The organism is Micromonospora sp. RTGN7 (genome assembly GCF_033804645.1).
Taxonomy (GTDB): Bacteria; Actinomycetota; Actinomycetes; order Mycobacteriales; family Micromonosporaceae; genus Micromonospora.
In genome coordinates, this window is sequence record NZ_JAPZLF010000001.1 from 284,765 (window position 1) to 309,267 (window position 24,503).

The 24,503-nt window shown below is 74.0% G+C and carries 20 protein-coding genes; 14 read left to right on the top strand and 6 right to left on the bottom strand.

Annotated elements, in window-relative coordinates; all coding sequences use genetic code 11:
• Positions 1-119 precede the first annotated feature (119 nt).
• The 4 genes from SNR22_RS01225 to SNR22_RS01240 are packed head-to-tail and all read left to right on the top strand — an operon-like array spanning position 120 to position 6,929.
• Positions 120-1,247 (top strand): ATP-binding protein, encoded by a 1,128-nt coding sequence (locus tag SNR22_RS01225; protein WP_413775567.1) that lies wholly within the window; start codon positions 120-122, stop codon positions 1,245-1,247.
• Entirely contained in the window at positions 1,247-3,619 is a 2,373-nt protein-coding gene (locus SNR22_RS01230) for a DUF5682 family protein (protein ID WP_320064371.1), read from the top strand. Before SNR22_RS01225 ends, SNR22_RS01230 begins: the two co-directional genes overlap by 1 nt.
• The gene (locus tag SNR22_RS01235; RefSeq protein ID WP_320064372.1) at positions 3,616-4,833 is read left to right on the top strand and encodes a VWA domain-containing protein; all 1,218 of its coding nucleotides are present in this window, start codon (positions 3,616-3,618) and stop codon (positions 4,831-4,833) included. Before SNR22_RS01230 ends, SNR22_RS01235 begins: the two co-directional genes overlap by 4 nt.
• Positions 4,830-6,929 carry a hypothetical protein gene (locus SNR22_RS01240; RefSeq protein ID WP_320064374.1) on the top strand — a complete coding sequence of 700 codons (2,100 nt, stop codon included), beginning with the start codon at positions 4,830-4,832 and terminating at the stop codon, positions 6,927-6,929. The genes SNR22_RS01235 and SNR22_RS01240 overlap by 4 nt, the downstream gene beginning before the upstream one ends.
• A gap of 30 nt (positions 6,930-6,959) precedes the next feature.
• Here SNR22_RS01240 and SNR22_RS01245 read toward each other — a convergent pair whose 3' ends face one another.
• Both SNR22_RS01245 and SNR22_RS01250 read right to left on the bottom strand, forming a co-directional pair.
• The gene (locus SNR22_RS01245) at positions 6,960-10,196 is read right to left on the bottom strand and encodes a DUF4132 domain-containing protein (protein WP_320064375.1); all 3,237 of its coding nucleotides are present in this window, start codon (positions 10,194-10,196) and stop codon (positions 6,960-6,962) included.
• A gap of 104 nt (positions 10,197-10,300) precedes the next feature.
• Entirely contained in the window at positions 10,301-10,528 is a 228-nt protein-coding gene (locus tag SNR22_RS01250) for a hypothetical protein (protein ID WP_320064376.1), read from the bottom strand.
• A gap of 213 nt (positions 10,529-10,741) precedes the next feature.
• On the opposite strand from SNR22_RS01250, the gene SNR22_RS01255 reads away from it, so the two are divergent.
• Together SNR22_RS01255 and SNR22_RS01260 are read left to right on the top strand one after the other, a co-directional pair.
• Positions 10,742-12,004 (top strand): sensor histidine kinase, encoded by a 1,263-nt coding sequence (locus tag SNR22_RS01255; RefSeq protein ID WP_320064377.1) that lies wholly within the window; start codon positions 10,742-10,744, stop codon positions 12,002-12,004.
• Entirely contained in the window at positions 11,992-12,651 is a 660-nt protein-coding gene (locus SNR22_RS01260) for a response regulator transcription factor (protein ID WP_320064379.1), read from the top strand. Before SNR22_RS01255 ends, SNR22_RS01260 begins: the two co-directional genes overlap by 13 nt.
• Here the strand turns inward: SNR22_RS01260 and SNR22_RS01265 are convergent.
• On the bottom strand, positions 12,621-13,610 hold the full coding sequence (locus SNR22_RS01265; RefSeq protein WP_320064380.1) for a CPBP family intramembrane glutamic endopeptidase: 990 nt from the start codon (positions 13,608-13,610) through the stop codon (positions 12,621-12,623). The genes SNR22_RS01260 and SNR22_RS01265 overlap by 31 nt on opposite strands.
• Before the next feature lie 195 nt (positions 13,611-13,805).
• Between SNR22_RS01265 and SNR22_RS01270 the strand changes: the two genes are divergently transcribed.
• The 8 genes from SNR22_RS01270 (at position 13,806) to SNR22_RS01305 (ending at position 18,953) form a co-directional block, all read left to right on the top strand.
• Positions 13,806-14,438, top strand: a complete 633-nt coding sequence (locus tag SNR22_RS01270) for a CG0192-related protein (protein ID WP_320064382.1) — start codon at positions 13,806-13,808, stop codon at positions 14,436-14,438.
• 535 nt (positions 14,439-14,973) lie between these two features.
• Entirely contained in the window at positions 14,974-15,174 is a 201-nt protein-coding gene (locus SNR22_RS01275) for a hypothetical protein (protein ID WP_320064383.1), read from the top strand.
• 626 nt (positions 15,175-15,800) lie between these two features.
• Positions 15,801-16,532, top strand: a complete 732-nt coding sequence (locus SNR22_RS01280) for a hypothetical protein (RefSeq protein WP_320064385.1) — start codon at positions 15,801-15,803, stop codon at positions 16,530-16,532.
• A 54-nt stretch (positions 16,533-16,586) separates the two neighbouring features.
• Positions 16,587-16,988, top strand: coding sequence for a YbaB/EbfC family DNA-binding protein (locus SNR22_RS01285; protein WP_320064386.1), 402 nt, complete (start codon positions 16,587-16,589; stop codon positions 16,986-16,988).
• Complete coding sequence (locus SNR22_RS01290) at positions 16,975-17,295, top strand: type VII secretion target (protein WP_320064387.1); 321 nt, start codon at positions 16,975-16,977, stop codon at positions 17,293-17,295. Before SNR22_RS01285 ends, SNR22_RS01290 begins: the two co-directional genes overlap by 14 nt.
• A complete protein-coding gene (locus SNR22_RS01295) occupies positions 17,292-18,440 on the top strand; it encodes a WXG100 family type VII secretion target (protein ID WP_320064389.1) in 1,149 nt (382 codons plus the stop codon). The genes SNR22_RS01290 and SNR22_RS01295 overlap by 4 nt, the downstream gene beginning before the upstream one ends.
• A 19-nt stretch (positions 18,441-18,459) precedes the next feature.
• Positions 18,460-18,774 (top strand): hypothetical protein, encoded by a 315-nt coding sequence (locus SNR22_RS01300; RefSeq protein ID WP_320064391.1) that lies wholly within the window; start codon positions 18,460-18,462, stop codon positions 18,772-18,774.
• An 11-nt stretch (positions 18,775-18,785) separates the two neighbouring features.
• On the top strand, positions 18,786-18,953 hold the full coding sequence (locus SNR22_RS01305; RefSeq protein ID WP_413775568.1) for a DNA-binding protein: 168 nt from the start codon (positions 18,786-18,788) through the stop codon (positions 18,951-18,953).
• 490 nt (positions 18,954-19,443) lie between these two features.
• Here SNR22_RS01305 and SNR22_RS01310 read toward each other — a convergent pair whose 3' ends face one another.
• From SNR22_RS01310 to SNR22_RS01320, 3 genes are all read right to left on the bottom strand, one after another.
• On the bottom strand, positions 19,444-21,174 hold the full coding sequence (locus tag SNR22_RS01310) for an ABC transporter ATP-binding protein (RefSeq protein ID WP_320064392.1): 1,731 nt from the start codon (positions 21,172-21,174) through the stop codon (positions 19,444-19,446).
• Positions 21,171-23,141: an ABC transporter ATP-binding protein gene (locus SNR22_RS01315; protein ID WP_320064393.1), complete on the bottom strand. Its 1,971-nt coding sequence runs from the start codon at positions 23,139-23,141 to the stop codon at positions 21,171-21,173. The genes SNR22_RS01310 and SNR22_RS01315 overlap by 4 nt, the downstream gene beginning before the upstream one ends.
• A gap of 86 nt (positions 23,142-23,227) precedes the next feature.
• Positions 23,228-24,319: an NYN domain-containing protein gene (locus SNR22_RS01320; RefSeq protein WP_320064394.1), complete on the bottom strand. Its 1,092-nt coding sequence runs from the start codon at positions 24,317-24,319 to the stop codon at positions 23,228-23,230.
• Positions 24,320-24,503 lie beyond the last annotated feature (184 nt).

Genomic DNA, 24,503 nt, shown 5'->3' on the forward strand with positions numbered 1-24,503 from the left:
GTGTTGTGTCCCCCGCGCCGCCCTCCGCGCGGGTGTCGACGTCACTGCCCACGGTAGTCGGGCGACACAAGTCACCGTCCCCACCGGACGGACGCCGCCCGGCGGGGTGTCGTACCGCGATGAGATCCTTCGCCGCACGAGCGCGAAAGGGCGGGGACGTGAACACCGATGCCATCCAGCGGCCACCACCGGAGATCCGGTACGCCGATCAGCTCGCGCGGCTACGCGACAGCGACCGGCACGAGCGGCCTCCCGGCTGGGCGCTGAGCCTCGACGCGGCCCGCCGGTTCGTGGTGGGGGACGACGCGCTCAGCGTCAGCAGGAAGTTCGTCGGTGACCCGTCGCTCATCGACCGGGCGCTGGTCACGCTGGCGACCAGCCGGGGCCTGATGCTCGTGGGTGAGCCGGGCACGGCCAAGTCGCTGCTGTCGGAGCTGCTGGCGGTGGCGGTCAGCGGCAGCTCCACCCTGACCATCCAGGGCGGCGCCGCGACGACCGAGGATCAGATCAAATACTCCTGGAACTACGCGCTGCTGGTTTCGGAGGGGCCGTCGACCCGTTCGCTGGTGCCGGCGCCGCTGCTGCGTGGGATGGCGGAGGGCAGGATCGTCCGGTTCGAGGAGATCACCCGGTGCCCGTTGGAGGTGCAGGACTGCCTGCTCTCGCCGCTGTCGGACCGGGCGCTGACCGTGCCGGAGCTGACCGGGTCGGACGGGTTGGTCTTCGCCCGCGAGGGGTTCAACGTGATCGCCACGGCGAACACCCGGGACCGGGGCGTCAACGAGATGAGCGCCGCCCTGAAGCGCCGGTTCAACTTCGAGACCGTCTTCCCGATCGCGGACCTCGCCACCGAGCTCGACCTGGTCGAGGCCGAGGCCCGGTCGTTGCTGGAGCGCTCGGGGGTGCGCACCCCGCCCCGCCGCGACGTGCTGGAGGTGCTCGTCACCACGTTCCGGGAGCTGCGCAGCGGCACGACCGAGCGGGGGGACGCCATGGACCGCCTCTCCTCGGTGATGAGCACCGCCGAGGCGGTCTCGGTCGCGCACGCCGTCGGCCTGCGGGGTTGGTTCCTGCGTGGGGGCGCGGGGAGCGCCGCCGACCTCGTCGCCTGCCTCGCGGGCACCGCCGCCAAGGACGACCCGGAGGACCTGGCGCGGCTGCGCCGTTACCTGGAGCAGCAGGCACCCCTGCACGACGGCCCGCAGTGGAAGGCGCTCCACGAGGCCCGCAACCTGCTCCCCGGCTGATGCCCGCGACCTTCATCGGGGTACGTCACCACAGCCCGGCCTGCGCCCGCCTCGTCGCCGCCACGATCCGGCGGCTGCGCCCGGCGTACGTGCTGGTCGAGGGGCCTGCCGACGTCAACGATCGGCTCGATGAGCTGCTGCTCGGCCATGACCTGCCGATCGCGGTCTTCAGCGCGTACCGAGACCGGGACCGGGTGCACGCCGGGTGGACGCCGTTCTGCGAGCACTCCCCGGAGTGGGTGGCGCTCACCGTGGGGCGCGACGTGGGCGCCCAGGTCCGCCTCGTCGACCTGCCGTCCTGGCATTCGGCGCTGGCCGGGCGGCGCAACCGGTACGCCGACGCGGAGCGGCGGTACGCCGACGCCGTGGAGCGGCTGTGCGCGGCGTTCGTCGTCGACAACGTCGACGCCCTCTGGGACCACCTGTTCGAGTCCGCAGCCCCCGGTGACCCTGACGACTCCCTCGACGAGTGGGGCGCCCACCTGGCCGCCTACTTCGACGCGCTGCGTGGGGACTGCGACGCGGGCCCGGAGGACACGGCGCGCGAGGCGTACATGGCCGACTGGGTCGTCGCCGCCCTCGCGCGGGCCGGCGACCGGCCGGTTGTGGTGGTGACCGGGGGGTTCCACCGCCCGGCGCTGGTGCGTCTGGTGGGGCGGCGGCTGGCCGGGCGGGAGCGCGCCGACGCCCCCGCGCCAGGTTGGCCCGAGGTTCCCGGGTTGCCGGCGGGCGCGCACGGCGGCAGCCACCTGGTGCCGTACTCGTTCCGGCGGCTGAACGCCTTCGACGGCTATCAGGCCGGCATGCCGTCCCCCGGGTACTACCAGCGGCTCTGGGAGGTCGGCCCGGCCGAGGCGGCGGACGGTGCAGTCGCGGCGGTGGTCGAACGGCTGCGCGAGCGCAGGCACGTGGTGTCGACCGCCGACCTCGTCGTCGCCCGGGCGACGGTGGCGGGGCTGGCCCGGCTGCGCGGTCACCGCCACCCCACCCGGATGGATGTGCTCGACGGCCTGCTCACGGCCCTGGTTAGCGAGCCGCTGGACGTTGCGCCGCCGTGGACGGGGCGGGCGTCGCGGGCCGGGCGGGGCCGGGGTGCGCCCGGGACCCACCCCGCCGTGGCGGAGATGATCGCCGTGTTCGGCGGCGACCGGGTCGGCCGGCTGCACCCCGACACCCCGGCGCCCCCGCTGGTGCACGACGTCACCGCGGAGCTGGAGCGGCACGGCCTGGCCGACCCCGGCGACGTGCGCCTGGACCTGACCGTGGAGCGCGACCTGGCCCGCAGCCGGGTCCTGCACCGGTTGCGGGTGCTGACCATCCCCGGGTTCGACCGCCGGTCCGGCCCGGCGACCGGGGTCGATCCCGTGCTGGCGGAGCAGTGGCGCTACGCCGGCACCGAGCTGCCGGCACCGCCCCTGATCGAGGCGGGGGCGTACGGTGCGACGCTGCTCGACGCGGCGACCGCCGCCCTCGAGGAACGGGTCGGGCGGGCCGACGGCGGGATCGAGGAACTGGCGGCGGTGCTGTTCGACGCGGCGCTCTGCGGGGTCGGCGAGCTGCCCGCGCGGGTGCTGGAGGCGATCGGCCGGGCGATCGGCCGGGCCGTCGACGTCGGCGGGCTCGGCCGGGTCCTCGCCACGGTGCTCGACCTCTGGCGGCACGACCGGCTGCTGGGCACGGCGCGCACCGCGCCCCTCGGCGCGGCGCTCGCCGCGGGGGTAGCCCGCCTGCTGTGGCTGCTGGAGGGGGTGCGCGGTCCGGCGGCCGGCGCGGACGTGGGCCGACTCGCGGCCGTCGTCGCGGTCAGGGACGCGATCGTGCACGCCGGCCCCGCCCTCGGCCTGAGCCCGGGCGCGGCCGTCGCGGTGATGTCGCGGCTCGCGCGTGACGACGCGGCACCCACCGACCTGCGCGGTGCGGGGTTCGGCTTCTGCTGGTCGCTTGCCGGGCCGAGCCTGCACCGGAGCGGGCCGTGGGCGGACGTGGCCCGGGCGGTGCGCGGCGCCGCGCCGCCGACGCTGCTGGGCGACTGGCTGGCCGGCCTCTTCGCCCTGGCCAGGGAGCGGGTGCTCGACGGGGAGCAGGACGTCGTCGGGGTCCTCGACGAGGTTGTCGCGGCGATGGCCGAACACGACTTCCTGCTCGCCCTGCCCGGGTTGCGGCAGGCCTTCGCGTTCTTCCCGCCCCGCGAGCGGGAGCTGATCGCCCGGCAACTCCTCGAGCGACGGGGGCTCACGTCCTCCGGCCGGTCCGTGTCGCGCGAAGACGTCGGCGACGCACAGCTCCGGCGGGGCCGCGCGCTCGAAGCCCAGGTCGACGCGATGCTGGCCCGGGGTGGCCTGCTGGACGGGAAGAGCGGAGCGGTGGCGTGACTGTTGACCCGTCAGGGGGCCCCGCGGCACCGGACCCGGAACCGGCGCTGGAACGCTGGCGGCTGGTGCTCGGCCCCGCCGGTCAGCCGTGCCTCGGCGGGTGCCCGCTCGGCGCCGACGCCGCGGACCGCGACGCCGCGCTGGGGTGGCTCTACGACCGGGACACCGACCTGTCCCACCGGGACATCCGCGCCAGCGGCGCGGGCCGGCGGGGCAGTGACAGGCGGGACGGCGACGAGCGGGACGGCGACAGGCGGGGCGGCAGCGGGCCGTCGGTCATGACCACCGTGGACTGGCTCGACGACATCACCCGGCTGTTTCCGAAGGAGACGATCGAGCGGCTGCAGCGGGACGCCGTCGAGCGGTACGACGTCCAGGACGTGGTCACCGACCCGGCGGTGCTCGAACGCATCGCACCGAACCCGACGCTGCTCAGGGCGGTGCTCCGGACGAAGTACCTGATGAAGCCGGACGTGCTGCTCCTGGCCCGGCGCCTGGTCGACGCGGTGGTCAGGGAGTTGGTCGACCGGCTGGCCGCCGAGGTGCGGCGTTCCTTCTCCGGGGCGCGGTCACGGCGGAGCAGCCGGTTCAAGCTGGCCCGGGACTTCGACGTCGGCCGCACCGTCCGCGCCAACCTGGCCCACTACCAGCCGCAGGAGCGCAAGCTCTACGTCCAGACGCCGTACTTCGTCTCCCGCGACCAGCGCCGGCTGCGCCCGTGGCAGGTCATCCTGCTGGTGGACCAGTCCGGCTCGATGGCCGGCTCCGTGATCCACTCGGCGGTGACCGCGGCGTGCCTCTGGGGGCTGCCCGGCGTGCGGGTCCACCTGGTCACCTTCGACACCGAGGTCGTCGACCTCACCGCGCAGGTGCAGGACCCTGTCGAGCTGCTGATGCGGGTGCAGCTCGGCGGCGGCACCGACATCGCGCGGGCGGCCCGGTACGGCGCGGGTCTGATCGACAACCCGCGGCGGACGATCGTCGCGCTGATCACGGACTTCTACGAGGGCGGCGACGCCGACGAACTGGTGCGCACCGTGCGTCGCGTGGTGGAGCAGGGCAGCAGGGTGCTCGGGCTCGCCGCCCTCGACGAGGACGCGAACCCGGCCTACGACCGGGACCTGGCGCAGCGGCTCGCCGATGTCGGCGCCCGCGTCGGGGCGATGACCCCTGGCGAGCTGGCCGCCTTCGTCGCGGAGCAGGTGGGGCGGTGAGCCGCGCCGACCTGCTGGCCCTGACGCCGGACGCGCTGGCCGCGCTGACCAACCGCGGCCTGGTCAAGCGCGCCACCAGGGAGGTGGACGACGGTGCCGGGCCGACGCCTGTGGTCGGCGCCGACGGCATGGTCAGCGGCGAGTACGCCGACGGGGTCCGGGTCGCGCTGCCCGCCGGGGCCGGCCTGGAGGCCGCCACCTGCACGTGCGCGGCCACCGCCACCTGCCGGCACGTCGTCGCCCTGGTGCTGACCTACCAGCGGCTCGCCGACCCTGGCACGCCGACGGGCGCAGCACCACCGGGGCCGCCGGGCGCCACACCACCGGGGCTGCCGGGCGCCACACCGCCCGGGCCGCCGCACGCACCGCCCGGGCTGCCGGGCGCCACACCCCCCGGGCCGCCGCAAGCGGGCTCGCCGGTGACCGTCTGCTCGCCGGGCGAGTTCACCGACGACGCGCTGCGGGGCCTGGTCGGCGCGCGCGCGTTCGAGGCCGCCCGCCGTACGCTGCGGGCCGGTTTCACCGCCCGGGTACGCCGGCCGACCGCGGTGGACCCGGTGCCGTCCGTGGAGCTCGCGGCCTGCTACGTCCGGTTCCTGGTCCCCCACGAGCTGGCCTACGTCCACACCGACGCGACCGACGTGGCGGCCGACCGGCTCGTCCCGCTGGCCGTCTGGGCCTTCCGCGCGGCGGACGAGCGGGCGCCCGACGCCCCCGAGGCGCTGCTCGAGGTCGGCGGAGGCCGCGTCGCGCCCCGGTCCGACGCCGCCCTCGGCCCCGCGCTGGCGCTCACCGAGGAGATCCTGCTCGACGGGGTCGTCCACACCGGCACGGCCCTGGCTGCGACGATCGCCCACGTGCGGCGCGACCTGGACGCCGCGAATCTGCGGTGGCCGCTGCTCGCCGTCGAGGAGTTGGCCGACCAGCTCGCCGCGTACCGCTCGCGGAGCGCCCGGTACCGCCCGGAGGCCACGGCGGCGCTGATCGCCGAGCTGCACGCCCGGCATCGGGCCGCGACCGGCCGGGCCGCCCATCCCCCGGCCTGGACGCTGGGTACCCGGGAGGCGGCGAGCACGCCCCTGCGGCAGGTGCGCCTGGTCAGCCTCGGATGCCGGGTCAGCGGCGGCGCGGGGCCGGACGAGGAGCGGGTCGCGGACGTGTACCTCGCCCACCCCGAAACCGCGTCCGTGCTGATGCTGCGGCAGGGCTGGAAGGCGTCGGAGGGCCACCCGTTGACCGGCGGTGAGCTCAGCCGCAAGCGCGTCGGCGGGGCCACCCTGGGCGCGCTCTCCGCCGGCAGCATGATCAGCGGCTCGGCCGTCCGCAGCGCCAGCCGGACGGTGCGGCTGGTCGGCGGTCGGGGGGCCAGGTCCACCGTCCTCCCGTTCGGCGACGGGTGGGGCGAGCTCCCCCCGGCCCTGCTGGTCCGCGACCTCGCCGAGCAGTACCGGGCGATGGGTGAGCTCGCGCCCCGGCTGGTCCGGCCCCGGGTGGCGGCCGAGTTCGTCCGGGCGGTGGCGATCGGCCGGGTCTGTTCGGTCGGTTACCTCCCCGGCGACCAGCGGCTCACCACGGTGATCGAGGACGAGGCCGGTACGCGCGCCACCGTCTCGGCGAGCTACCGGTCGGTGTGCCCGGGCGCCCTGGACGCGCTCGCGGACGCCCTCAACGGCGTGCACGGCCGGCCTCGTTACGTCAGCGGAATCCTGCGCCGCACGCGGGGCGGGATCGTCGTCGACCCGCTGGCGGTGGTGGCCGGTTCGGATCTGATCGTCGTCGACCTGGCCCCCGGGGGCGGGTCGACCGCGCTCGACGCCGACGAGTCGACCCGCCGCCCCGATCCGGTCGAGGCGGCGGTCGGTGCGGCGCTGTCCCTGCTGGCGGAGGCCGCGCACCACGGCCTTCGGCAGGCGCCCGTGGCCTTGCCCGGTCGACTCGCCGAAGCGGCCTCCGCCCTGGCCCGGTCGGGGCTGCCCCGGGCCGGCGCCTGCCTCGACGCTCTGGCTGCCGCGCTCGGCGCGGAGCCGGGCGGCGCGGCGGCGGTGGCCTGGGTGGAAGCCCAGATCCGGCTCGACGTCACCGACGAATGCCTGTGACGCCGAGCCGGACCTTGTCGCGGCGGCCGGTTAGCCCGCCAGGTAGCGCAGGTCGCGTACGACCTCGGAGACGCCGATCGGGCCGAGGTCGGCGAACCTGGCGCGGGCCCGCTCGGCCTCCGGGTCGCCCGTCGGGCGGGGGTCGGCGGGCCTGGGACAGCAGGAACAGACTGCCGCCTTCGACGGACAGCTGGTCGGGAAGATTCGGACGCAGTTCATCCGCTGGGCCGCGTCGGGTTCCTGCCAATGGAACCCGCGCGAAAACTCAATCTCGACGGTGCGGTCATCGGGCCAGTCGCGCAGCACCGCGTTCCGGTGGTCGTTGAACCGCCAACTCCCGGCGGTCAGCGCGTACAGCTTGCGGGCCTCGACCTCCGTGCCGACGAAGGAACTCAGCTCGTCGGCGTCCGCCTCGGCCCCGGGCAGGCTGATCAACTCCCGGGTGAGCTGCGGGAACGGCTGGGTGATGGCGTAGTCGGCGAAGATCGTCGTCCAGGCCGCCCGGTCGGCGGCGAAGTGCCAGGAGTGGGGCAACCCCACCGTCGCGGCCTCGTCGAGCACGAAGGTCTTGTCGTCGATGTCGGCTAAGGTGCGATCCTCGGCCGCGCGGAACGTGGTCACGACCTCGCCCCGCCCGTCGAAGGTGGCCCACAACAGGCGACACGCCAACTGCCACATCAGAGGATGGTGCACGAAGAGCCGCTGGAACTCCTCGCCGGTCCAGCGCCGACCCACCGCCATCGCCTCCTCCAGGGCGCGGGTCCGCGCCGCGGCGATGTCCTTGACGTCCTTCCTCAGCTCCTTGAAGCGCCGCTGGGCCGCTGCCGCCGACGCCGGGTCGTCTGCGGCCGTCGGGCGGGGCATCCGGGCGAGACGCTTGCCGTCCTGGTCGATGACCCACGGCTGGAACTGCTCGTCGAAGCCGACGGTGAACCGCCGGGGGCCGTAGTCGAGCGTCGTGCGGCCGTCGGCGTCGAGGCCCAGGTGCGGCACGATCCGATCGGCGAGCTGCGCGGGGCTCAGGCCACGGGCCTCGGCGACCGCGTCGATGCGCTCCTCGGCGAACCGACGGAAACCCTCGGTCTTCGCCCTGCTCGACAACCGGTGCAGGGCCGTCAGGGCGGCGTCGGACCCGATCGCCACGAGCACGTCCATGCCGGTACGCACCCGCAGGCTGCTGCCGGTCGCCCAGAGCGGGAAGAGCGACGTCAACGCCGGCACGGTGGTGTCGTCGCCGAGTGCCGCCAGCGCCACCATCGCGAGCTTGCTCGCGTTCGGATACTGCGCGGCCCGCCACTGCTCGAGCACGCCCCAGGCGAAGGCCGCGAGGTCGTGCGGCTCGCAGAGCGCCCGTACCTCGGCGATCCCGGGGTGCGGCGCGTTGATCTTCGACACGGCGAGCAGGGCGCACAACCCGCGCGCCGCGTCCTGGGACAGCACCTCGCCGCCGTCGCGCAGCCGTACCTCGGGCAGGGCCGCGACGACCAGCCACTCCGGCACCTCGGGCACCCGCATCGGCTTGCCGTCCGGCCGGCGCGGCGGGCCCGCGAGCACCGGCACCATCACGCCCGCCGGGCCCTCCGCCGCGCTCGAGAGGTGGGCCTCCACCCGGGCCCGTTCCCTCTCGTCGAGGGCCGGCAGCGACTCGGCGGCCGCCTCCGGATACGCCAGCACGTGGTTACGGAGCAGCTCCGACACCGTCTCGTCGGCATCCGCCGCAGCGGCGGACTTCGCCAGCAGCACCCGCAGGGCACGACGCGGGTCGCGCTTGGCCGCGGTCAGCAACGCCGGACGGAAGTACGTGCGCCCGACCCGGTCCACCAGGTGACCGAACGCCTCGTCCGTCGGCACCGAGGCCAGCGCCGCCACCGCCCGCTTCTCCTCCTCGCTGCTGTCGAACCTGCGGGGGCCCCAGCGGCCGGAGCCGTCCAGCAGGCCCAGCCAGCCCTCGCCGATCCCCGCGCCGCCGGTCGCCACGATCTCCTCCGCCTGGGCCCGCACCGCCGCCGGCAGTGCCTCGGCCGCAGCCGGCAACAGCCGCGGGTCGGCCAGCACCAACGCGCCCACGAGATCCCGGTAGATCGCCGTCTCGTGCGGGTTGACGAGCGTCTCGTCTTTATCGTTGTACGGGCGCATGGGTGTGGGCTCCGCCGTGGCGAGTTCGCCGAGGATCCGCAGCGCCAACACCGGATATCGCGACATCACCACGGACCTCAGGAGCGCACCGGGACGTGCCCGGTCCCCGGCGAGGGCCGCCGGGCACAACAGCCGGAACGCGTCCCCGGTCGGGATCAGCGAGAGCATTCGCACGCCGGCGTTCACGAGCCCATCAGGGCGATCCCACCTGCTGCGCAGCTCGAGCAACTCGCCGTAGACCGGCCCGAACAGCACCGGAACGGCGGCCAACCCGACCGCGTCCAGGACGGTGGCCACCGACACCACCGGATCTTTGGTGATGTGCTCCAGGAACGGGGGCGAGGCGACGTGGTCACGGAGCAGTTCGAGATGACGCACCGTGCTGGCGGCGAGGACCAACAGCCCTCTCAGTCTGCAGAGGTTGCCCCACGTCGAGCACCCCCCCTGCTCCTCGGCCGACCAGCCCGCGGCGGCGGCGCAGTCCTCGTCGACCCACGCCACCTGGGTCGGTACCACATACGACGTCACCACCCGACCGATCGGCGACGTGCGGTACCCGCCGAGGATCTCGCAGGCCCGCTCGTACTCGCCGTCGGTCGCCACCGCCAGGCGGGCCCGCAGCAGACGAGCGGTGGGGACGAGAGCGTTGCGATCGTCGTCACGCCACAGGGACTCGTGTCGCGCGTCAGGCTTGGGCGACCACATCGCGCGCTCGGCGACGAGCCGGGTCATCTCCCCGACGACGCGGGCGGCGAACTCCACCCCGTACTGGAACGTCCACACGTCGACGGAACAGGCCGCCGTCTCGTCGTCCCAGCCGAGGAGCAGGGCGACCATCCCGGCCACGACCGGGTTCATCTCGTCGCCGGGGCCGTCGCCCTCGCGCCAGCCGCGCAGGTAACGCTGGCTCTCGGCCAGCAGCACCGGATCGAACACCACCTCGCGCGACCACACTCTCTCCAAGCGTCGCGAGACCTTGTCGGAGCGCAGCCGGGCGCGCAGCCGCTCGGCCGCGTCGGGCGGGATGGCCCGCCTCGGCGCGGGGTGACCACCCCGGCGGTGATGGATGGTCTTGCCCCACGAGGCGGGCAGCACCCAGGCGCCCTCGTCCGGCAACACGAACTCGCGCATCAACAACTCCCGTAATCGATCGACAGCAGCGGAAGGCTAGACAATCGGTACGACGCGGCTCGCGGACTCGGTCGCGCCTGCTCGCCCGCCGGCCGGCACCGGCGTCAGCGGCCGCGCCGGTAGCGGACGACGAGCGCCCACGCGCAGGCCAACACCGCGATCCCGAACGCCGCCCCCAGGAACGTGTTCACCATCGAAAACGTGATGTTGAGGACGACACTGACCACCAGCGCCACCCAGAGCAGCAGGCGGGTGCGGTCGCTCGTCGCGCGGGCGAGCAGCCCGGCCTGCGGCGTCGACTCGTTGTCCATGTTGCGGTACAGATCCGTCACGGTGTCCTCCTCGGTCGTTGCGCAGAACCGGCCTCGTCGCTTTCCCGACCGGCACAAACGACGCTACGAGCCGGGGCGGCCGCGGACGATCCCGTCAGGTGGACGACTCGGGTACAGCAGGCTGTACTTCCCGCCCCCGGCCCGGCCGGCGTGAACGCCCGGTGCCCTACTGTCGCTGCTGTCCGCACCACGGGAGCGTGAGGGGAGGCGGCGATGGGCGCAGAGAACACCGGCCCGGACACCGCGCGTCGGCGGGACGTCTCTGCCCGCGTACGCGCCGGTCTGGATGCCCTGGAGCGCCTTGTCGGCGGGCTCGGCACCGCCGTGCTGGCGCTGGTGGCGTTGGTGCTGCTGCTGTTCACGGCGGCGGCCTGCCTGGTCGGGGTGGGACTGCCGGCGGTGCCGTACGCGCTGCGGGTGCTGCGGTTGGTCGCCGATCGGGAACGCCACCGGCTCTCCCGCCCCGGCGCGGAGCTTCCCGGTGGCGGGCCGCCGCCGGGAAGCCTGCGGGCCGCCGCGACCGATCGGGGGGTACGGCGGGAGCTGCCCTGGCTGGTCACGCACGCGACGCTGGGGCTGTTCCTCGGGCTGCTGGGGCTGGTGCTGCCGATCAACGTGCTGCGCGACGGCTCGTTTCCGCTGTGGTGGCGGCTACTGCCGGAGGGCGAGGCGACGGCGTCGATCGGGTTCCCGGTGGTCCGCGACACCGTCGGCGCCCTCGGGGTGAGCCTGCTCGGCGTCGGCTGGCTGGTGCTCGTGCTCTTCGCCACGCCCGCCCTGGCCCGGTTGCAGGAGGTGCCCGGTCGCCGGCTGCTCGCGCCCGAACCGGGCGGCGACCTGGTGCTGCGGGTCGCCGAACTGACCGCGACCCGGGCCGCCGCGCTGGACGCGCACGTCACCGAGCTGCGGCGCATCGAGCGGGCGCTGCACGACGGCACCCAGAACCGGATCGTCGGGGTCAGCGTGCTGCTCGGCGCGGCGCGGCGCGCGGTGGCCCGCGACCCGGCCGGCGCGGACGCCATCCTGGAGCGGGCGCAGAGCGCCGCCGAGGAGGCCCTGGCCGAGCTGCGGGCCGTGGTGCGCAGTATTCTGCCGCCGGTGCTCACCGACCGCAGCCTGCCCGACGCGCTCGCCTCGCTGGCCGCGACCTGCCCGGTGCCTGTGCGGGTCGACGCGGACGTGCCCGGTCGCTGCGCCGCCTCGGTGGAGGCGACCGCGTACTTCGTGGTGGCCGAGGCGCTGACCAACATCGCCCGGCACAGCGGGGCGCGGCGGGCCACCGTGCTGGTGCGTCGCGCCGGCGACCGGCTGCTGCTGACGGTCACCGACGACGGTCACGGCGGCGCGGGCGAGCGCCTCGGCTCGGGGCTGCTCGGCATCCGCCGCCGCACCGAGGCGCACGACGGAACCCTGACGTTGACCAGCCCGCCGGGCGGTCCGACCACTGTGGAGGTGAGCCTGCCGTGCGGATCGTGATCGCCGAGGACGACGCGCTGCTGAGGGAGGGGCTGGCGCTGCTGCTGCGCGCCGAGTCGCTGGACGTGGTGGCCACCACGGAGGACGCGGCCACGTTCCTGGCCGCCGTCGACAAGTACGAGCCGGACGTGGCGATCGTCGACGTGCGGATGCCGCCGACGCACACCGACGAGGGGATCGTCGCCGCCGTCGAGGCCCGCCGCCGCCGGCCGGGCCTCGCCGTGCTGGTGCTCTCCGCGTACGTCGAGCAGGCCTTCGCCACCGACCTGCTCGCCCAGGGTGGGGCCCGGCTCGGATACCTGCTCAAGGAGCGGGTGGGCCGGGTGGAGGAGTTCCTGTCGGCGCTGCACCGGGTGGCCTGCGGCGGGACGGCGATCGACCCGGACGTGGTGGCGCAACTGCTGGCCCGGACCCGCCCCGACACCCGGCTGGAGCGCCTCAGCCCGCGCGAGCGGGATGTGCTGGCGCTGATGGCCGAGGGGTTGGGCAACACGGCGATCGCGCAGCGGCTCTTCGTCACCGACGGTGCGGTGCACAAGCACATCCGGAGCATTTTCGCCAAGCTCGACCTCGCCCCCACCGACCGGACGGATCGCCGCGTCGCCGCCGTCCTGCACTACCTCGACGACACCGCGCGTCGTTCCTGACCGTCCGGCAGGGCCGGTTCCGGCTGGGGCTGCTCCGGGCGGGGCTGCTCCGGCTGGGCCGGTTCCGGCTGGGGCTGCTCGGCGCGCAGGCCCAGGCGGCCGCGGGTCGCGACGATCAGCAGCAGGGCCACCACGGTCGACCCGATGAGCTGCACGTGCAGCGTGTCCGCGGTGGGGTCGAGATTCGGGAACACCTCCGACCAGACCAGCGTGTAGGTGGTGTTGATGCCGGCGTGCAGCAGCATGATCAGCGGCAGGCTCTCCCTGGTCTTGTTGAACACCCAGGTCATCACGAGGCTCAGCGGCACGCAGCCGACCACGAACTCGACCGGGTACACCCACGACAGGTTCGGGTACCCGCCCCACTCGGTGAGGAACAGCGGCAGGTGCCAGCCGCCCCAGAGCAGGCCGAGGAGCACGGTGCCGGAGACCGCGCCGTACCGGCGCTGCAGGCGGGGCAGCGCGAAGTCGCGCCAGCCAGGTTCCTCGGCCGCCGCCGTCGTGACGAACTGCAGGAGCAACATCGGCAGGTACGCCGCGAAGACCATGACGCCGACCATCCGGGCCTGGCCCCACGCATCGGGCAGCGCGAAGGTGGAGAGCAGGACCACCGCGGGCACCCCGGCCAGCACCACCAGGTACCAGCGCCACCCCACCTGCCAGCGCACCAGGCGCCGCGACCAGTGCCGCAGCCCGGCGCGCCCGTCGGCGGCGGCGGTCACCAGCAGCGCGGCCGTGACCGGGCCCAGGTAGGCGCCCGGCAGCATGCCGATGAGCTGGGTGGTGCCCAGCACCTCCGGAATGGGCAACGAGATCCAGCCGAGGCCGCTGTCGGAGAGGATGTACGGGATCCACGCGACCCAGCTCAGGCCGTAGGCCAGCGCAAAGAAGGTGGTCAGCGGCCGGCGGTGCACGAGGCGCCGGAAGCCGCCGGGGGCGGGGGGCGGTGCGGTGGTCACTGTTCCTCCTGGGGAGACGATTCGGCTCGGGAAAGGCGGGTCGGCCAGCGGTTTCGGGCCGGTTTCTGCGCCGTCCCCAGCAGACCAGCCGGCCCCGGCCGGGGTCACTCCCGAGACCTGCCGAACCGGGGTGCAGCAGGCACTACCAGCCGGCCGGGTCGGACAGGACGGGCGGCCGTCCCTACGATTGGCGGCATGGCATTGATGCACCGCGCGACACTGCGCCCCACGAAGCTGGAGCTCCTGTCGGCCTGGCTCCCCGGGCGCCCCTGGTTCCGGGGTGAGGGCGGCGCCGACGTGCAGCGCGTCGCGGGGTACCGCTTCGATGACCCCGCCGGCGACGTGGGCATCGAGACGATCCTGGTCCGGGCCGGCAGCGGGCCGGTTCACCAGGTGCCGCTGACCTACCGTGATGCGCCGCTGGACGGTGCCGGGTCTTGGCTCGTCGGCACCTGTGAGCACTCGGCGCTGGGCCGGCGCTGGGTGTACGACGCCTGCGGCGACCCGGTCTACGCCGCGGCCCTGGCCGGGGCGATTCTCGCCGGCACCGGCCAGGCGGAGGAGTACTTCGAGGTGGACGGCCGGCGTGAGCACCGGGCGCTCAGCATGGGGATCGTCGCCGACGGCGCGGGGCAGTCCGACGTCCCGAAGGTCGGCTCGCTCGACCGGGTCGACGACGGCGATCCGACCCGCATCGTCACCGACTCCGTCGAGCTTTCCGTGGTCCGACTGGTCGGTGGCCACACCGGACTGGGCGGGGCCCGGCTGACCGGCACGTGGGACGGGCAGCCTGCGGCGCTGCCGCTGGCGTACGCGTCGCCGCGCTGACGCCTCCTCGGGGCGGGCCCCGGAGGGATTCGGGTGGCCCGGGCCGCCGGTCTCACCTCCACCACCGAGAAGCCGCAGCCAACCGGATACACGGTGATCGGCTCGCACCTGCGGGTCGACGTGGACGACGACAGCCCGGTCGCGCTGGGCCGTCCGGCGGAGGACTTCGAGTTCAACAACAACAACCCGATCCTGAGCCCGAGCAGCACCGGCACGAACATGCTCAGCTACCCGACCGGCGACACCTTCTGGGCCAACGGCTACACCGTCGGCAGCGACGCGCTCAAGGGGACGGCCGCGCTGGTGGACGAGCCGACCGGGGCCGGACGGGCGGTGCTGTTCGCGTACAACCCGCTCTTCCGGGCGTACAACGAGAACGGTCTGCACCTGGTGGCCAACGCGCTGCTGCACCCCGGGCGGGGTTGCCCCGGCGGCACCGCAGCGTGCGACCGGCGTCGACCCGGCCAGCGCCGCTGCGGCCGCCGCCGCACTGGCGGAGAACCTCGGCGGGCAGTGGCGTCCGTTCACCGTCGAGGTGGCCGCCGCGGACCTGGCCCGCACGAGGGCGGTCGTCGGTCGGTTCACCGACACCGCCCGGTTCTCCGTCGCGGACGGCTCGGCCCACCTGGTGGTCCCGAACCCGGACGGTCTCCAGGTCGACGAGCACCCGTTCCTCGGCGACCTGGTGCGGGCCCTGCGGGCCGAGGGGATCCCGCTACGCTCGGTGGTGGGCTGACCGGCGCCCCCTGAGAAGCCGGGCCCGCCGACTCCGGCCTGTCGTCGCGGCGAGCCCCGCCCACCCCGTGCGCTGATCGCCTGAGTGATCGCACGGAAACCTCCCAGCAAGCTTTCCGCAATCAGCAGGCGAGCCACGAAGTCCTACCCCGACGGAGAACGGGGTTGTCGGCGGAGGGTTGCGAGGGAGGGAGGCCAGGCAGCAACCGTCGTCGCCAGGCTGGGGGGATACCTACTCGGCTCCCTTTGCTCTGCTGCCCCCAATGCAACGCTCGCGGAGCGTGACCGACGCTTCCTGCCGTCCGCTCGTGCTGGACCGCGACCTGAAGCGGCCGCGCGTGCTGGTGTAGCGGTGGCTGCAGCAGAGCAAAGGGACGAGTTGGCATGACCCGCCCGGCGCGCCGGCCGATTGAACGGCTGGTTCGCCGGCGCGAGGGAGTCACCGCTGCTTCGATTTCTGATGGCGACGACGGCACCGGGCCTCAGCCGTGGAATCTCGGCCAGTCGGCCTGCGCCAGAGGCGATAGCCTGGAGTCAGGATCCGGTCACCGTGCGCCCATAGCGGTCGAGTCGGTCCGGCACCGCGATCAGCTGACCATCAGCGGCTGGTGATGAGGGATGCCAATGATGAGGACACCCCGGGTGGTGGTGGCCGTCGCGGTCACCGGCGTCCTCTCCGCCGCGACCGTGTTGACGGGGCTAATCACCAACGAGGCGTCGGCTCAGCAGCGTTGGCCCGGCTGGCTGGAGCTCGTCCGCACCCACCCGTGGCACTCACTCGGCGTACTGGCGCTGCTTCTGATCGCTCTGACCGTGCTACTGGCCGCGTTGCCGGAGGGCGGAACGCGGCACGACGCCGCAGGCCACGCGGGAGACCCGAACGACGCCGAGACCCACCCGCCGGAGCCACCGCCGCCCGAGGTTCCGCCACCAGGCCGGACGGCGATCGAGGCGGCGGCCCTGGCTGATGACCGGCACGGGGAGCAACGAGAGCGGTTGACGCGACTCTCCACGGGGTTGGTCGCCCGGCTCGGCCGGCGACGGACCGCATACCCCCTCGATCTGAGCCTGGCCGAGCTGCATCGGATGGACCTGTTCGTGCCCAGTCGGCTGGTTCCGTACCACGAGCGGGACACCGAGACGGGCGAGCGGGCCGTCGCGGCGCTGGTGGTACGCCTACGGCGGGGCGAGTCGGTGCTCCTGTTGGGCGATCCAGGGTCGGGGAAGAGTCTCTCGCTCTACGGCGTGGCGCTCGCCCTTCAGAAGGCCGACCTGCTGCCGATCCCGCTGCGCGCGCTGGACGCGCCGGAGCCGCGCACCCCACCCGCCGGGACACCACGCAGCGCCACCGGTTGGTAACGTGGCGGCAAAATTGACGGGCCAATTGAGGTGAACGTCCATTGGGGAGGGCTCGTGTGGTCGGACGAGGCCGCGCTGGACGAGGCGACGCGCCGGCTCGACGACTGGGAGTCGTCCCTCGCGGCCCGAGCGGCCCGGGCCAGGACGCTGTCTGCGCAGGTCCAGGCGCTGACCGGTACGGCCTCCAGCCCCGACCGGGCGGTCGAGGTCACCGTCGACTCGTCGGGTCTACTGGTCGACCTACGGCTCGACGAACGCACCCGGCGCGACGCCGCGGCCCACACCGCTCGGCAGATCCTCGACACCACCCGGGCCGCCCGCGCCGACCTCCTCAGAAGGGTCACCGAGGTGACCACCCGGACGCTCGATGTCGACGACCCGACAGCGGCGGCGCTCGTCGACTCGTACCGGCGCCGGCTCGATCCGGACCAGGGCACACCGGATGCCCGGCGGTGAGGGCATTCAGGTCGACCCCGCCGACCTGAACCGTCACGCCGCACGCCTCGACCGCAGCGCCGGCAACCTCGACACGGCCGGCCAGGCCGGCCAACGCGTCCGGTTGGGCGCGGAGGCGTACGGGCAGCTCTGCGCCGTGATGCCGCTCCTGCTCGACGGTCTCCAGCAGACCCTCGTCCACGGTGTCGACGCCGCCGCCGGCTCAGTACGCGACACCGCGGGCAGACTGCGCACCGGCGCCGAGCGCTACCGGGCCTCCGACGCCAGGGCCGAGCGGCTGTTGCAGCGCGTACGGGACAGCCGTTGACCGCCAATCCCCTCATCGCCCCGGCCGCCGACACCCCGCCCGACGCGTGGGCCGGCATCTGGATCTGCGAGGACATCGCGCTCATCGCCCAAGGGGTACGCGACGGTAGCTGGATCGACGGCACGCTGGGCGTGGTCAGCGTCGGCCTGGACGCCCTCGCCTTCGTCTCCGACCCGGTCGGCGCACTGCTCCAGTACGGCATCGCCTGGCTGATCGAGCACGTCAAGCCGCTCAGCGAGGCACTGGGCTGGCTCGCCGGCGACCCCGCGCAGATCACCGCTCACGCCCAGACCTGGCGCAACGTCGCCGCCTCGTTGCGGGAGGAGGTCGCCGAACTGGCCGGCACCGTCCGCGCCGACGTCGCCGGCTGGGGCGGCAGCGCCGGCCCGGCCTACCGCACCTGGGCGAGCGAACAACAGCAGGCCATCACCGGGCTCGCCCAGGGTGCCGACACCCTCGCGGCCATCACCGAAGGAGCCGCCGGGTTGGTCGCCGCCGTCCGGCTGCTGGTCCGCGACGCCATCGCCACCTGCGTCTCGCGACTGATCGTGTACGCGGGCGAACTGGTCGTCACCGGAGGGTTCGCCGCCCCTCTGGTGGTGGAGCAGGTGACGACGTTGGTGGCGTCGTGGGCGGCGCGGATCGCCCGGCTGCTACGGGGGTTGCTGGCGAGCCTACGGCGCTTGATGCCGCTGATCCGGCGACTCGGTGAGCTAATCGAGAAGCTGAAGCAGGCGCTCGGGCGGTTGACCACCGGCAGTGGATCGCCGAGGCATCGAGGCGGCCGGAACGAGAAGCAAGAGCTGTTGACCGAGCTGAGCCAGCAGGGCGTGAAACATAATCCGGAGGCGATAGTAGCGATCGGCCGAGACCCGAACGGAAGGATCGTCTTCCTGGAGATTGGGAACACACGTGCCGGCCTTGCCCACATCACGAGCCGCCACGCCAACGATTTCACCGCCATCGGCGTTCCGGAGGAGAGCATTGCGAAGCTGGTGTTTGCTGCAGTTACCGAGGGTGAAATTGTCGGCATGCAACGGACACGCCCGATCCACGAGGTGTTGGTCGAGGGTAGGGTCTACAAGGTCGCCGTCTCCGTCGGCAACAACGGATTCATTGTGGGGGCGAACCCAGTTGGACACTAGCGTTCCAACCGTGCGGGTCATGGCGGACTACGAGAGTTTCCCGACCTGGCTGACCGGAGCCGCCAGAGTCGGCAACATCAACCCGGGCGAGCTGTCGATCTCGGACAGTCTGGCGGGTTCGCTGCTGCGCTGGGCACAGGCGTACGACGACACCCTCGACCCGGATGATCCGACGGCCTCGGGGTTCTCCAGCTCGAGCCAGGAAGAGGATTTCTACCGCAACGGCTACGAGCTGGCCCGGCTGCTCGCCACGGAACTCTCGGACCGGTACCACGTCGAGTACTTCGACGGACGAACTGGCCAACTGGTCAGCGTCGACAGGTACGGCTGGTAGCGAGCCAGGAAGTGCAGGAGATGCTCGGCGTCTCCCGTACACGCGCCTACCAGATCACCAACTCGAAGTCCTTCCCCGCCCCGGGGGCCGTCCTGCCGGTCGGGCGCATCTGGCGCACCGAGGACGTGAAGCGCTGGATCAGCACTTACCGACCGAGTCTCCAGGACACGGAAGAATAGGCAGCCCTCCGTGAGGAGTGCGCGCGTCCCACCACGCGTGCCCACCGCTGCTTCGTGCGGCCCGTAACCACGGCATCTCCAGGCAAGGATCAGGACGGGCCCGGCATACCACATGTCGCCGTCCCACCCATTCCGCGATCTTGCACTTCGGGCCCTCGATACACCCCTTGTGCCCCCTTCGCCCGGGCCGCAACTGCAAGATCGGCGCGGGTGGGGTGGGGTGGGGTGGGGGTGGGGTGGGGTGGGGGTGGGGGTGGGGGGCTGCTCGATCTGCGGTTGGCGCGGCAGGGGTCAGCCGCTTCGACTTGCTCGTCGATGTTCCGAATCGCATGCCTTGTGCCTGCTGAGGCGCTCACCGACGCCTGATCCGATTCGGATGGCGCCTGCCGTCCATCGTGGCTGTGACAGGGGCTGCGGCTGGCACGGCGAATCGGGTGGCCGTCGGCTTCGCAGCGCACCGCCCTACTCGGCGACCTGCCGGATCACCCGGTCAGTGGTGCCAGGAGTGCCACAGTGCCGCGTACGCCCCGCTGGCGCGGACCAGCTCGTCGTGGCTGCCGAGCTCGGTGATGCGGCCGTCCTCCATCACCGCCACTCGATCCGCGTCGTGCGCCGTGTTGAGCCGGTGCGCGATGGCGATGACGGTCCGCCCGGTGAGCACCGCCGCGAGGGCCCGCTCGGTGCGCCGGGCGGTGGTCGGGTCCAGCGCGGCGGTCGCCTCGTCGAGGATCAGCGTGTGCGGGTCGGCGAGCAGCAGCCGGGCCAGCGCGAGTTGCTGGGCCTCGGCCGCGCCGAGCTGCCGGGCCCCGTCGCCGAGCGGGGTGTCCAGGCCCTCGGGCAGGTCGGCGTACCAGCCTGCGCCCACGGTGGTCAGCGCCGCGCGCATCCGCTCGTCGGAGACGTCGGGCGCGGCGAAGGCGAGGTTGTCGCGCAGCGAGCCGATGAAGACGTGGTGTTCCTGGGTGACCAGGGCGATCCGGCGACGCCGCTCGGCCGGGTCCAGGTCGGTGACCCGGCAACCGCCGAGGCTCACCTCGCCCTCGCGGGGGGCGTCGATGCCGGCGAAGAGCCGGGCCAGGGTCGACTTCCCCGCCCCCGAGGGGCCGACGACGGCCAGCCGCTCGCCGGGGCGTACCTCCAGGTCAATGCCGTGCAGGACGTCGCGGCCGTCGGCGTACGCGAAGCGCACCCCGCGCGCGACGAGCCGCTGCCCCGGCGGCGCGGAGACCGAGCCGGGCGGCTCCGGTGGCACCTGGCCGACGCCGAGCACCCGGGCGTACGACGCGATGCCGCGCTGCGCCTGCTCGGTCCACTGCAGCGCCCGGTCCAGCGGATCGATGGCCTGTTGCAGGTAGAGCGCGGCGGCGACCACCTCCCCCAGCGACACCGTCCCCCGGGACAGCAGGTACCCGCCGGCGAGCAGCACTGCGGCGACCGGCAGCGGGTAGCTGGCCTCCACCACCGTGAAGAAGACCGTCCGCAGCGCCAGGGTCGCCCGTCGGGCACCCCAGAGCCGGGCGATGCGGTCGGTGCCGTGGGCGATCCGCTCGTCGGCCAGCCGCAGCGCCTCCACCGTGCGGGCGCCCTCCGCGGTGGTGGTCAGCGTCTCGGTCAGCTCGGCGGTGGCGGCCCCCTCCGCGAGGTAGGCGGGGCTGGCCCGACGCAGATACCAGCGGGTCACCCACCAGATCGACGGCAGCCCGGCCAGGGCGACCAGGCCGAGCAGCGGGTGCAGCAGGAAGACCGCCCCGTACAGCAGCGCCAGCTGCGCCGACGCGATGACGATGGTCGGCACGACGTCGCGGACGGTGGTGCCGACAGTGGACACGTCGACCGAGCTGCGGGTCGCCAGGTCCCCGGAGCCGGCGCGCTCGACGACGGAGACGGGCAGGGCGAGGGTCCGCCGGACGAACTCCTCGCGCAGCCGCGCGACGGCCCGCTCCCCGAACCGGTGGCCGGCGTACTGGGCGTACCGGGAGATCAGCGCCTGCGCCAGCACGCAGCCGGCGATCGCCAGCGCCAGCCGGTCCACGGTGGCCGCTCCGGTGCCCGCGCTGACCTGGTCGACGATGCGGCCGAGCAGCCACGGCGCGGCCAGCCCGGCGACCGTGGCGGCGACGTGCAGCACCAGCACGACGGCGACCGCCCGCCGGTCCTCACCGAGCAGGCCCACCGTGGCCCGGCGTACGGCGGCCCGGTCCGCGACCGGCAGCCCAGTCACCGCAGCGCCCCCTCGGCCCCGGCGGATGGGTCGAGATCCGCGGCGTCGAGATCCGCTGCGTCGCCGTCGCGGGCCACCAGCGCCCGGTAGCCCCGGTCGCGGTCGAGCAGCTCGGCGTGGGTGCCGGTGGCGACGATCCGGCCCGCGCGCAGGTGGGCGACGGTGTCGGCGTGGCCGAGCAGCAGCGGCGAGGTGGTGAGCAGGATGGTGGTCCGGCCGGCCCGTGCCGCGCGTAACCGCTCGGCGATCCGGGCCTCGGTGTGCGCGTCCACGGCCGACGTGGGGTCGAGCAGGATCAGCACCTCTGGTTCGGCGAGCAGCGCCCGGGCCAGCCGGACCCGCTGCCGCTGGCCGCCGGAGAGGGTGCGGGCCCGGGTGCCGATCGGGGTGTCGAGGCCGTCGGGCAGGCCGTCGGCGACGTCCTCGGCCGAGGCGGCGCGCAGGCCCGCCGTCAACCGCGCGTCACCGCCAGGGGTGCCGGCCGGATGGTCGTCACCCCGGTCGGCGCCGCTCGCGCGACCGGCCCGGTCGGCGCCACTTGCCCGGTCGGCGCCACTTGCCCGCCCAGCCCGGTCGCGGACCCGGCCTGCTCGGTCGGTCGGGCGGCCGGCGCGGAGGATGTCACGCAGGGTGCCGGCGAAGAGGTAGGAGTCGTGCTCGGCGACGAGGATCCGGGCGCGTACCTGGTCGAGCGGGACCGCCGTGAGCGGCACGCCGCCCCAGGTGACGTCGCCGACGACGTACCGGCCGAGCCGGTCGGCGAGCGCGACGGCCTCGCCGGGGTCGGCGGCGGCGACGCCGACCAGCCGGCCGTCGGGCACGGTCAGCCCGCTGGCCGGGTCGTGCAGGTCGGCGGGGCCGGCCGGCGCGGCCCTGGTCCCGGGCCGACGGGTGGCGGGCACGGCCGGCGACGCGGTGCTGGCGGGCGCGGCCATCGGCCCGGCATCGTCGCACGGACCGCCACCCACGTCGTCGGGGGCCAGCCTGAGCAGGGTGACGATCCGGCCGGCGGCGACCCGCCCTCGGATCAGCTGGTAGCCGCCCTCCAGCAGGAACCAGACCGGCACGATGAGGGTCGCTACGTAACCGTAGACGGCGACGAGCTGCCCGATGGTGATCTCGCCGGTCACGGCCATCCGGGCGGCGAGCCACACCACGGCCGCGAGGAACAGCCCCGGCATGCCGGCCGTCAGGGCGTCGATCCAGCTGTTGACGGCCCCGACCCGGTAGCCCTCGGCCAGCAGTCGCCGGGACCCGGCGGCGTACCGGCGGGCGAACAGTCCCCGGCCGCCGACCCCGGCGAGGACCCGCAGCCCGGCCACGATGTCGCCGGCCCGGGTGGTGAGGTCGCCCTGCTGCTGCCGGTAGGCCGACTCGGCCCGGTCGAGGCGGCGCAGCAATGGCCCGACGACAAGGGCGATCGCCGGCACGCCCAGCAGCACGCACCCAGCGAGCAACGGGGACACCGACCAGAGCACAACGGCGATGACCGCGTACGCGACGACCGCGCCCACCCCCGGCCCGGTCAGGGTCAACACGTGCGAGGTGTGGCCGATGTCGGAGCCGCCGACGGTGGCCACCTCCCCGGCGGCGAGCCGGCGCGGCAGCACCGCACCGATCCGGGCCAACTGGCGTAGCAGGACCGCCGCCGAGCGGGCCGTCGCGTCCTCCCGGACGAAGGTCATCGTGCGGTGCCGCATGATGCCGAGCCACGCCAGGACCACGCCCGCGAGGACGATCGCCGCGACCCAGAACGCCAGGGCCGCGTCGTCGCCGGCGCGCAGCCCGTCATCGACGGCGCGGGAGATCAGGTACGGCCGGACGGCCAACCCGATCATCCAGGCCGTGCCGAACGCGCTGCCCCGCAGCACCCGCCAGGGCTGGCAGCGCACCAACCACCAGATGTACCTCAGCGGCCCCCTCGTGTCCGGAACCCCGGGATCGGCGTGGGGAATCTGCGGCGGCACCCGCCCACGCTACCGGCCCGGCGCCGCGCCGTGCAGGCCCTTAACATCGATCCCGCACGATCCGCCCATCCCGCCCGGTCGCCGCCTCAGACCGTCGGCGCGGTGAGGAGGTAGTCGTCGGCCTCCGCACTCCACTCCAGGTGGACGGCGCCGGCGGTCGCCGCCGCCTTGCAGAACTGGAGGAAGCCGCGGTAGCCGAGCTTCTTTTCGCTGAAGTCGGGCCGGACCCGGCGGAGCTGGTTCTTCAGCCCGGACAGGGCCACCGCCCCGTCAGCCCCGGCCAGGTCCTGGACCACGGAGCGCACCAGCCCGAACGCCACCTCCTGGTCGCCGTGTTCGGGCAGGGACACCTCGGGGTCGCCCTTGGCCGGGCCTTCCGCCAGCTCGACCACCCGCTGCGCGGCGAGGTGCCGCAGCAGCTCACCGAAGGTGCGGAACCCGTAGTCGGACTCGCTGAAGGTCGGGTCCTTGCGCAGCAGGGTGCGCTTGAGCGTCGAGGCGGTCACCTCGCCGCCGGAACTGCCCTGGAGGCCGGCGACGGTCTGGGCCACCAGGACGGCGAGGGTGTCGGCGTCGCGGGCCGACTCCTCGGCTGCCTGCTGCGGCTCGGGCTCCGGCTCCTGCTCCACCGGCTCCACCGGCGGCGGCTCGGCGTTGGGCAACCGGGCCGGCCGGCCGCGCCGGCCACGGGTCGGCGGGGCGTCGACGCCTTCGAGGCGGTCGTAGTAGAGGAACTCGTCGCAGGCCGGTGGCAGCAGCGCGGAGGTGGACTTCTCCACGCCCACGCCGATGACCCGCTTGTTCAGCTCCCGCAGCTTGTGCACCAGCGGGGTGAAGTCGCTGTCGCCGGTGCAGATCACAAACGTCGAGACGTACGCGCGCTCGAAGGCCAGCTCGATGGCGTCGACGGCCATCTTGATGTCGGCGGCGTTCTTGCGGGAGGCACCCATCCGCTGCGGCATCTCAATCAGCTCGACGTGGGACCGGGTGAGCATCCGGCGGTCCTCGTCGAAGTACGACCAGTCGGCGTACGCCCGGCGGACGACCACCCTGCCACGCTCGGCGAGGGCGTCGGCGATGGGGCGCAGGTCGAAGGCCATGCCGCCGAGGTGTTCGCGCGCCCCCAACGCGAGGTTCTCGTAGTCGAGGAATAGGGCGATCCGGTCTTCTTGATCCACGCCGCCAGCCTACGCCGGGGTGCCGGCCCAGCAGGCCGTACGTGCCGTGGCGGGAGCGAACGCGTCGCGCGGGCGCTCCGCCGGGAAGATCGTCTCACGTGGGAGAGCCGGGCAGCTCCCGGATGACTCCCCCGCCGGCCCGCGCCCGACTGGTCGATCACTCAGGGGTGCCCCTGCGCGGGGT

Bases quoted from the DNA above. Each gene is read 5' to 3' on its own strand.
- SNR22_RS01290 (WP_320064387.1), top strand. From the start codon at position 16,975: ATGCCCGGCGGTGAGGGCATTCAGGTCGACCCCGCCGACCTGAACCGT.
- SNR22_RS01270 (WP_320064382.1), top strand. From the start codon at position 13,806: ATGGCATTGATGCACCGCGCGACACTGCGCCCCACGAAGCTGGAGCTC.
- SNR22_RS01300 (WP_320064391.1), top strand. From the start codon at position 18,460: ATGGCGGACTACGAGAGTTTCCCGACCTGGCTGACCGGAGCCGCCAGA.
- SNR22_RS01255 (WP_320064377.1), top strand. From the start codon at position 10,742: ATGGGCGCAGAGAACACCGGCCCGGACACCGCGCGTCGGCGGGACGTC.
- SNR22_RS01225 (WP_413775567.1), top strand. From the start codon at position 120: ATGAGATCCTTCGCCGCACGAGCGCGAAAGGGCGGGGACGTGAACACC.
- SNR22_RS01280 (WP_320064385.1), top strand. From the start codon at position 15,801: ATGAGGACACCCCGGGTGGTGGTGGCCGTCGCGGTCACCGGCGTCCTC.
- SNR22_RS01245 (WP_320064375.1), bottom strand. From the start codon at position 10,196: ATGCGCGAGTTCGTGTTGCCGGACGAGGGCGCCTGGGTGCTGCCCGCC.
- SNR22_RS01230 (WP_320064371.1), top strand. From the start codon at position 1,247: ATGCCCGCGACCTTCATCGGGGTACGTCACCACAGCCCGGCCTGCGCC.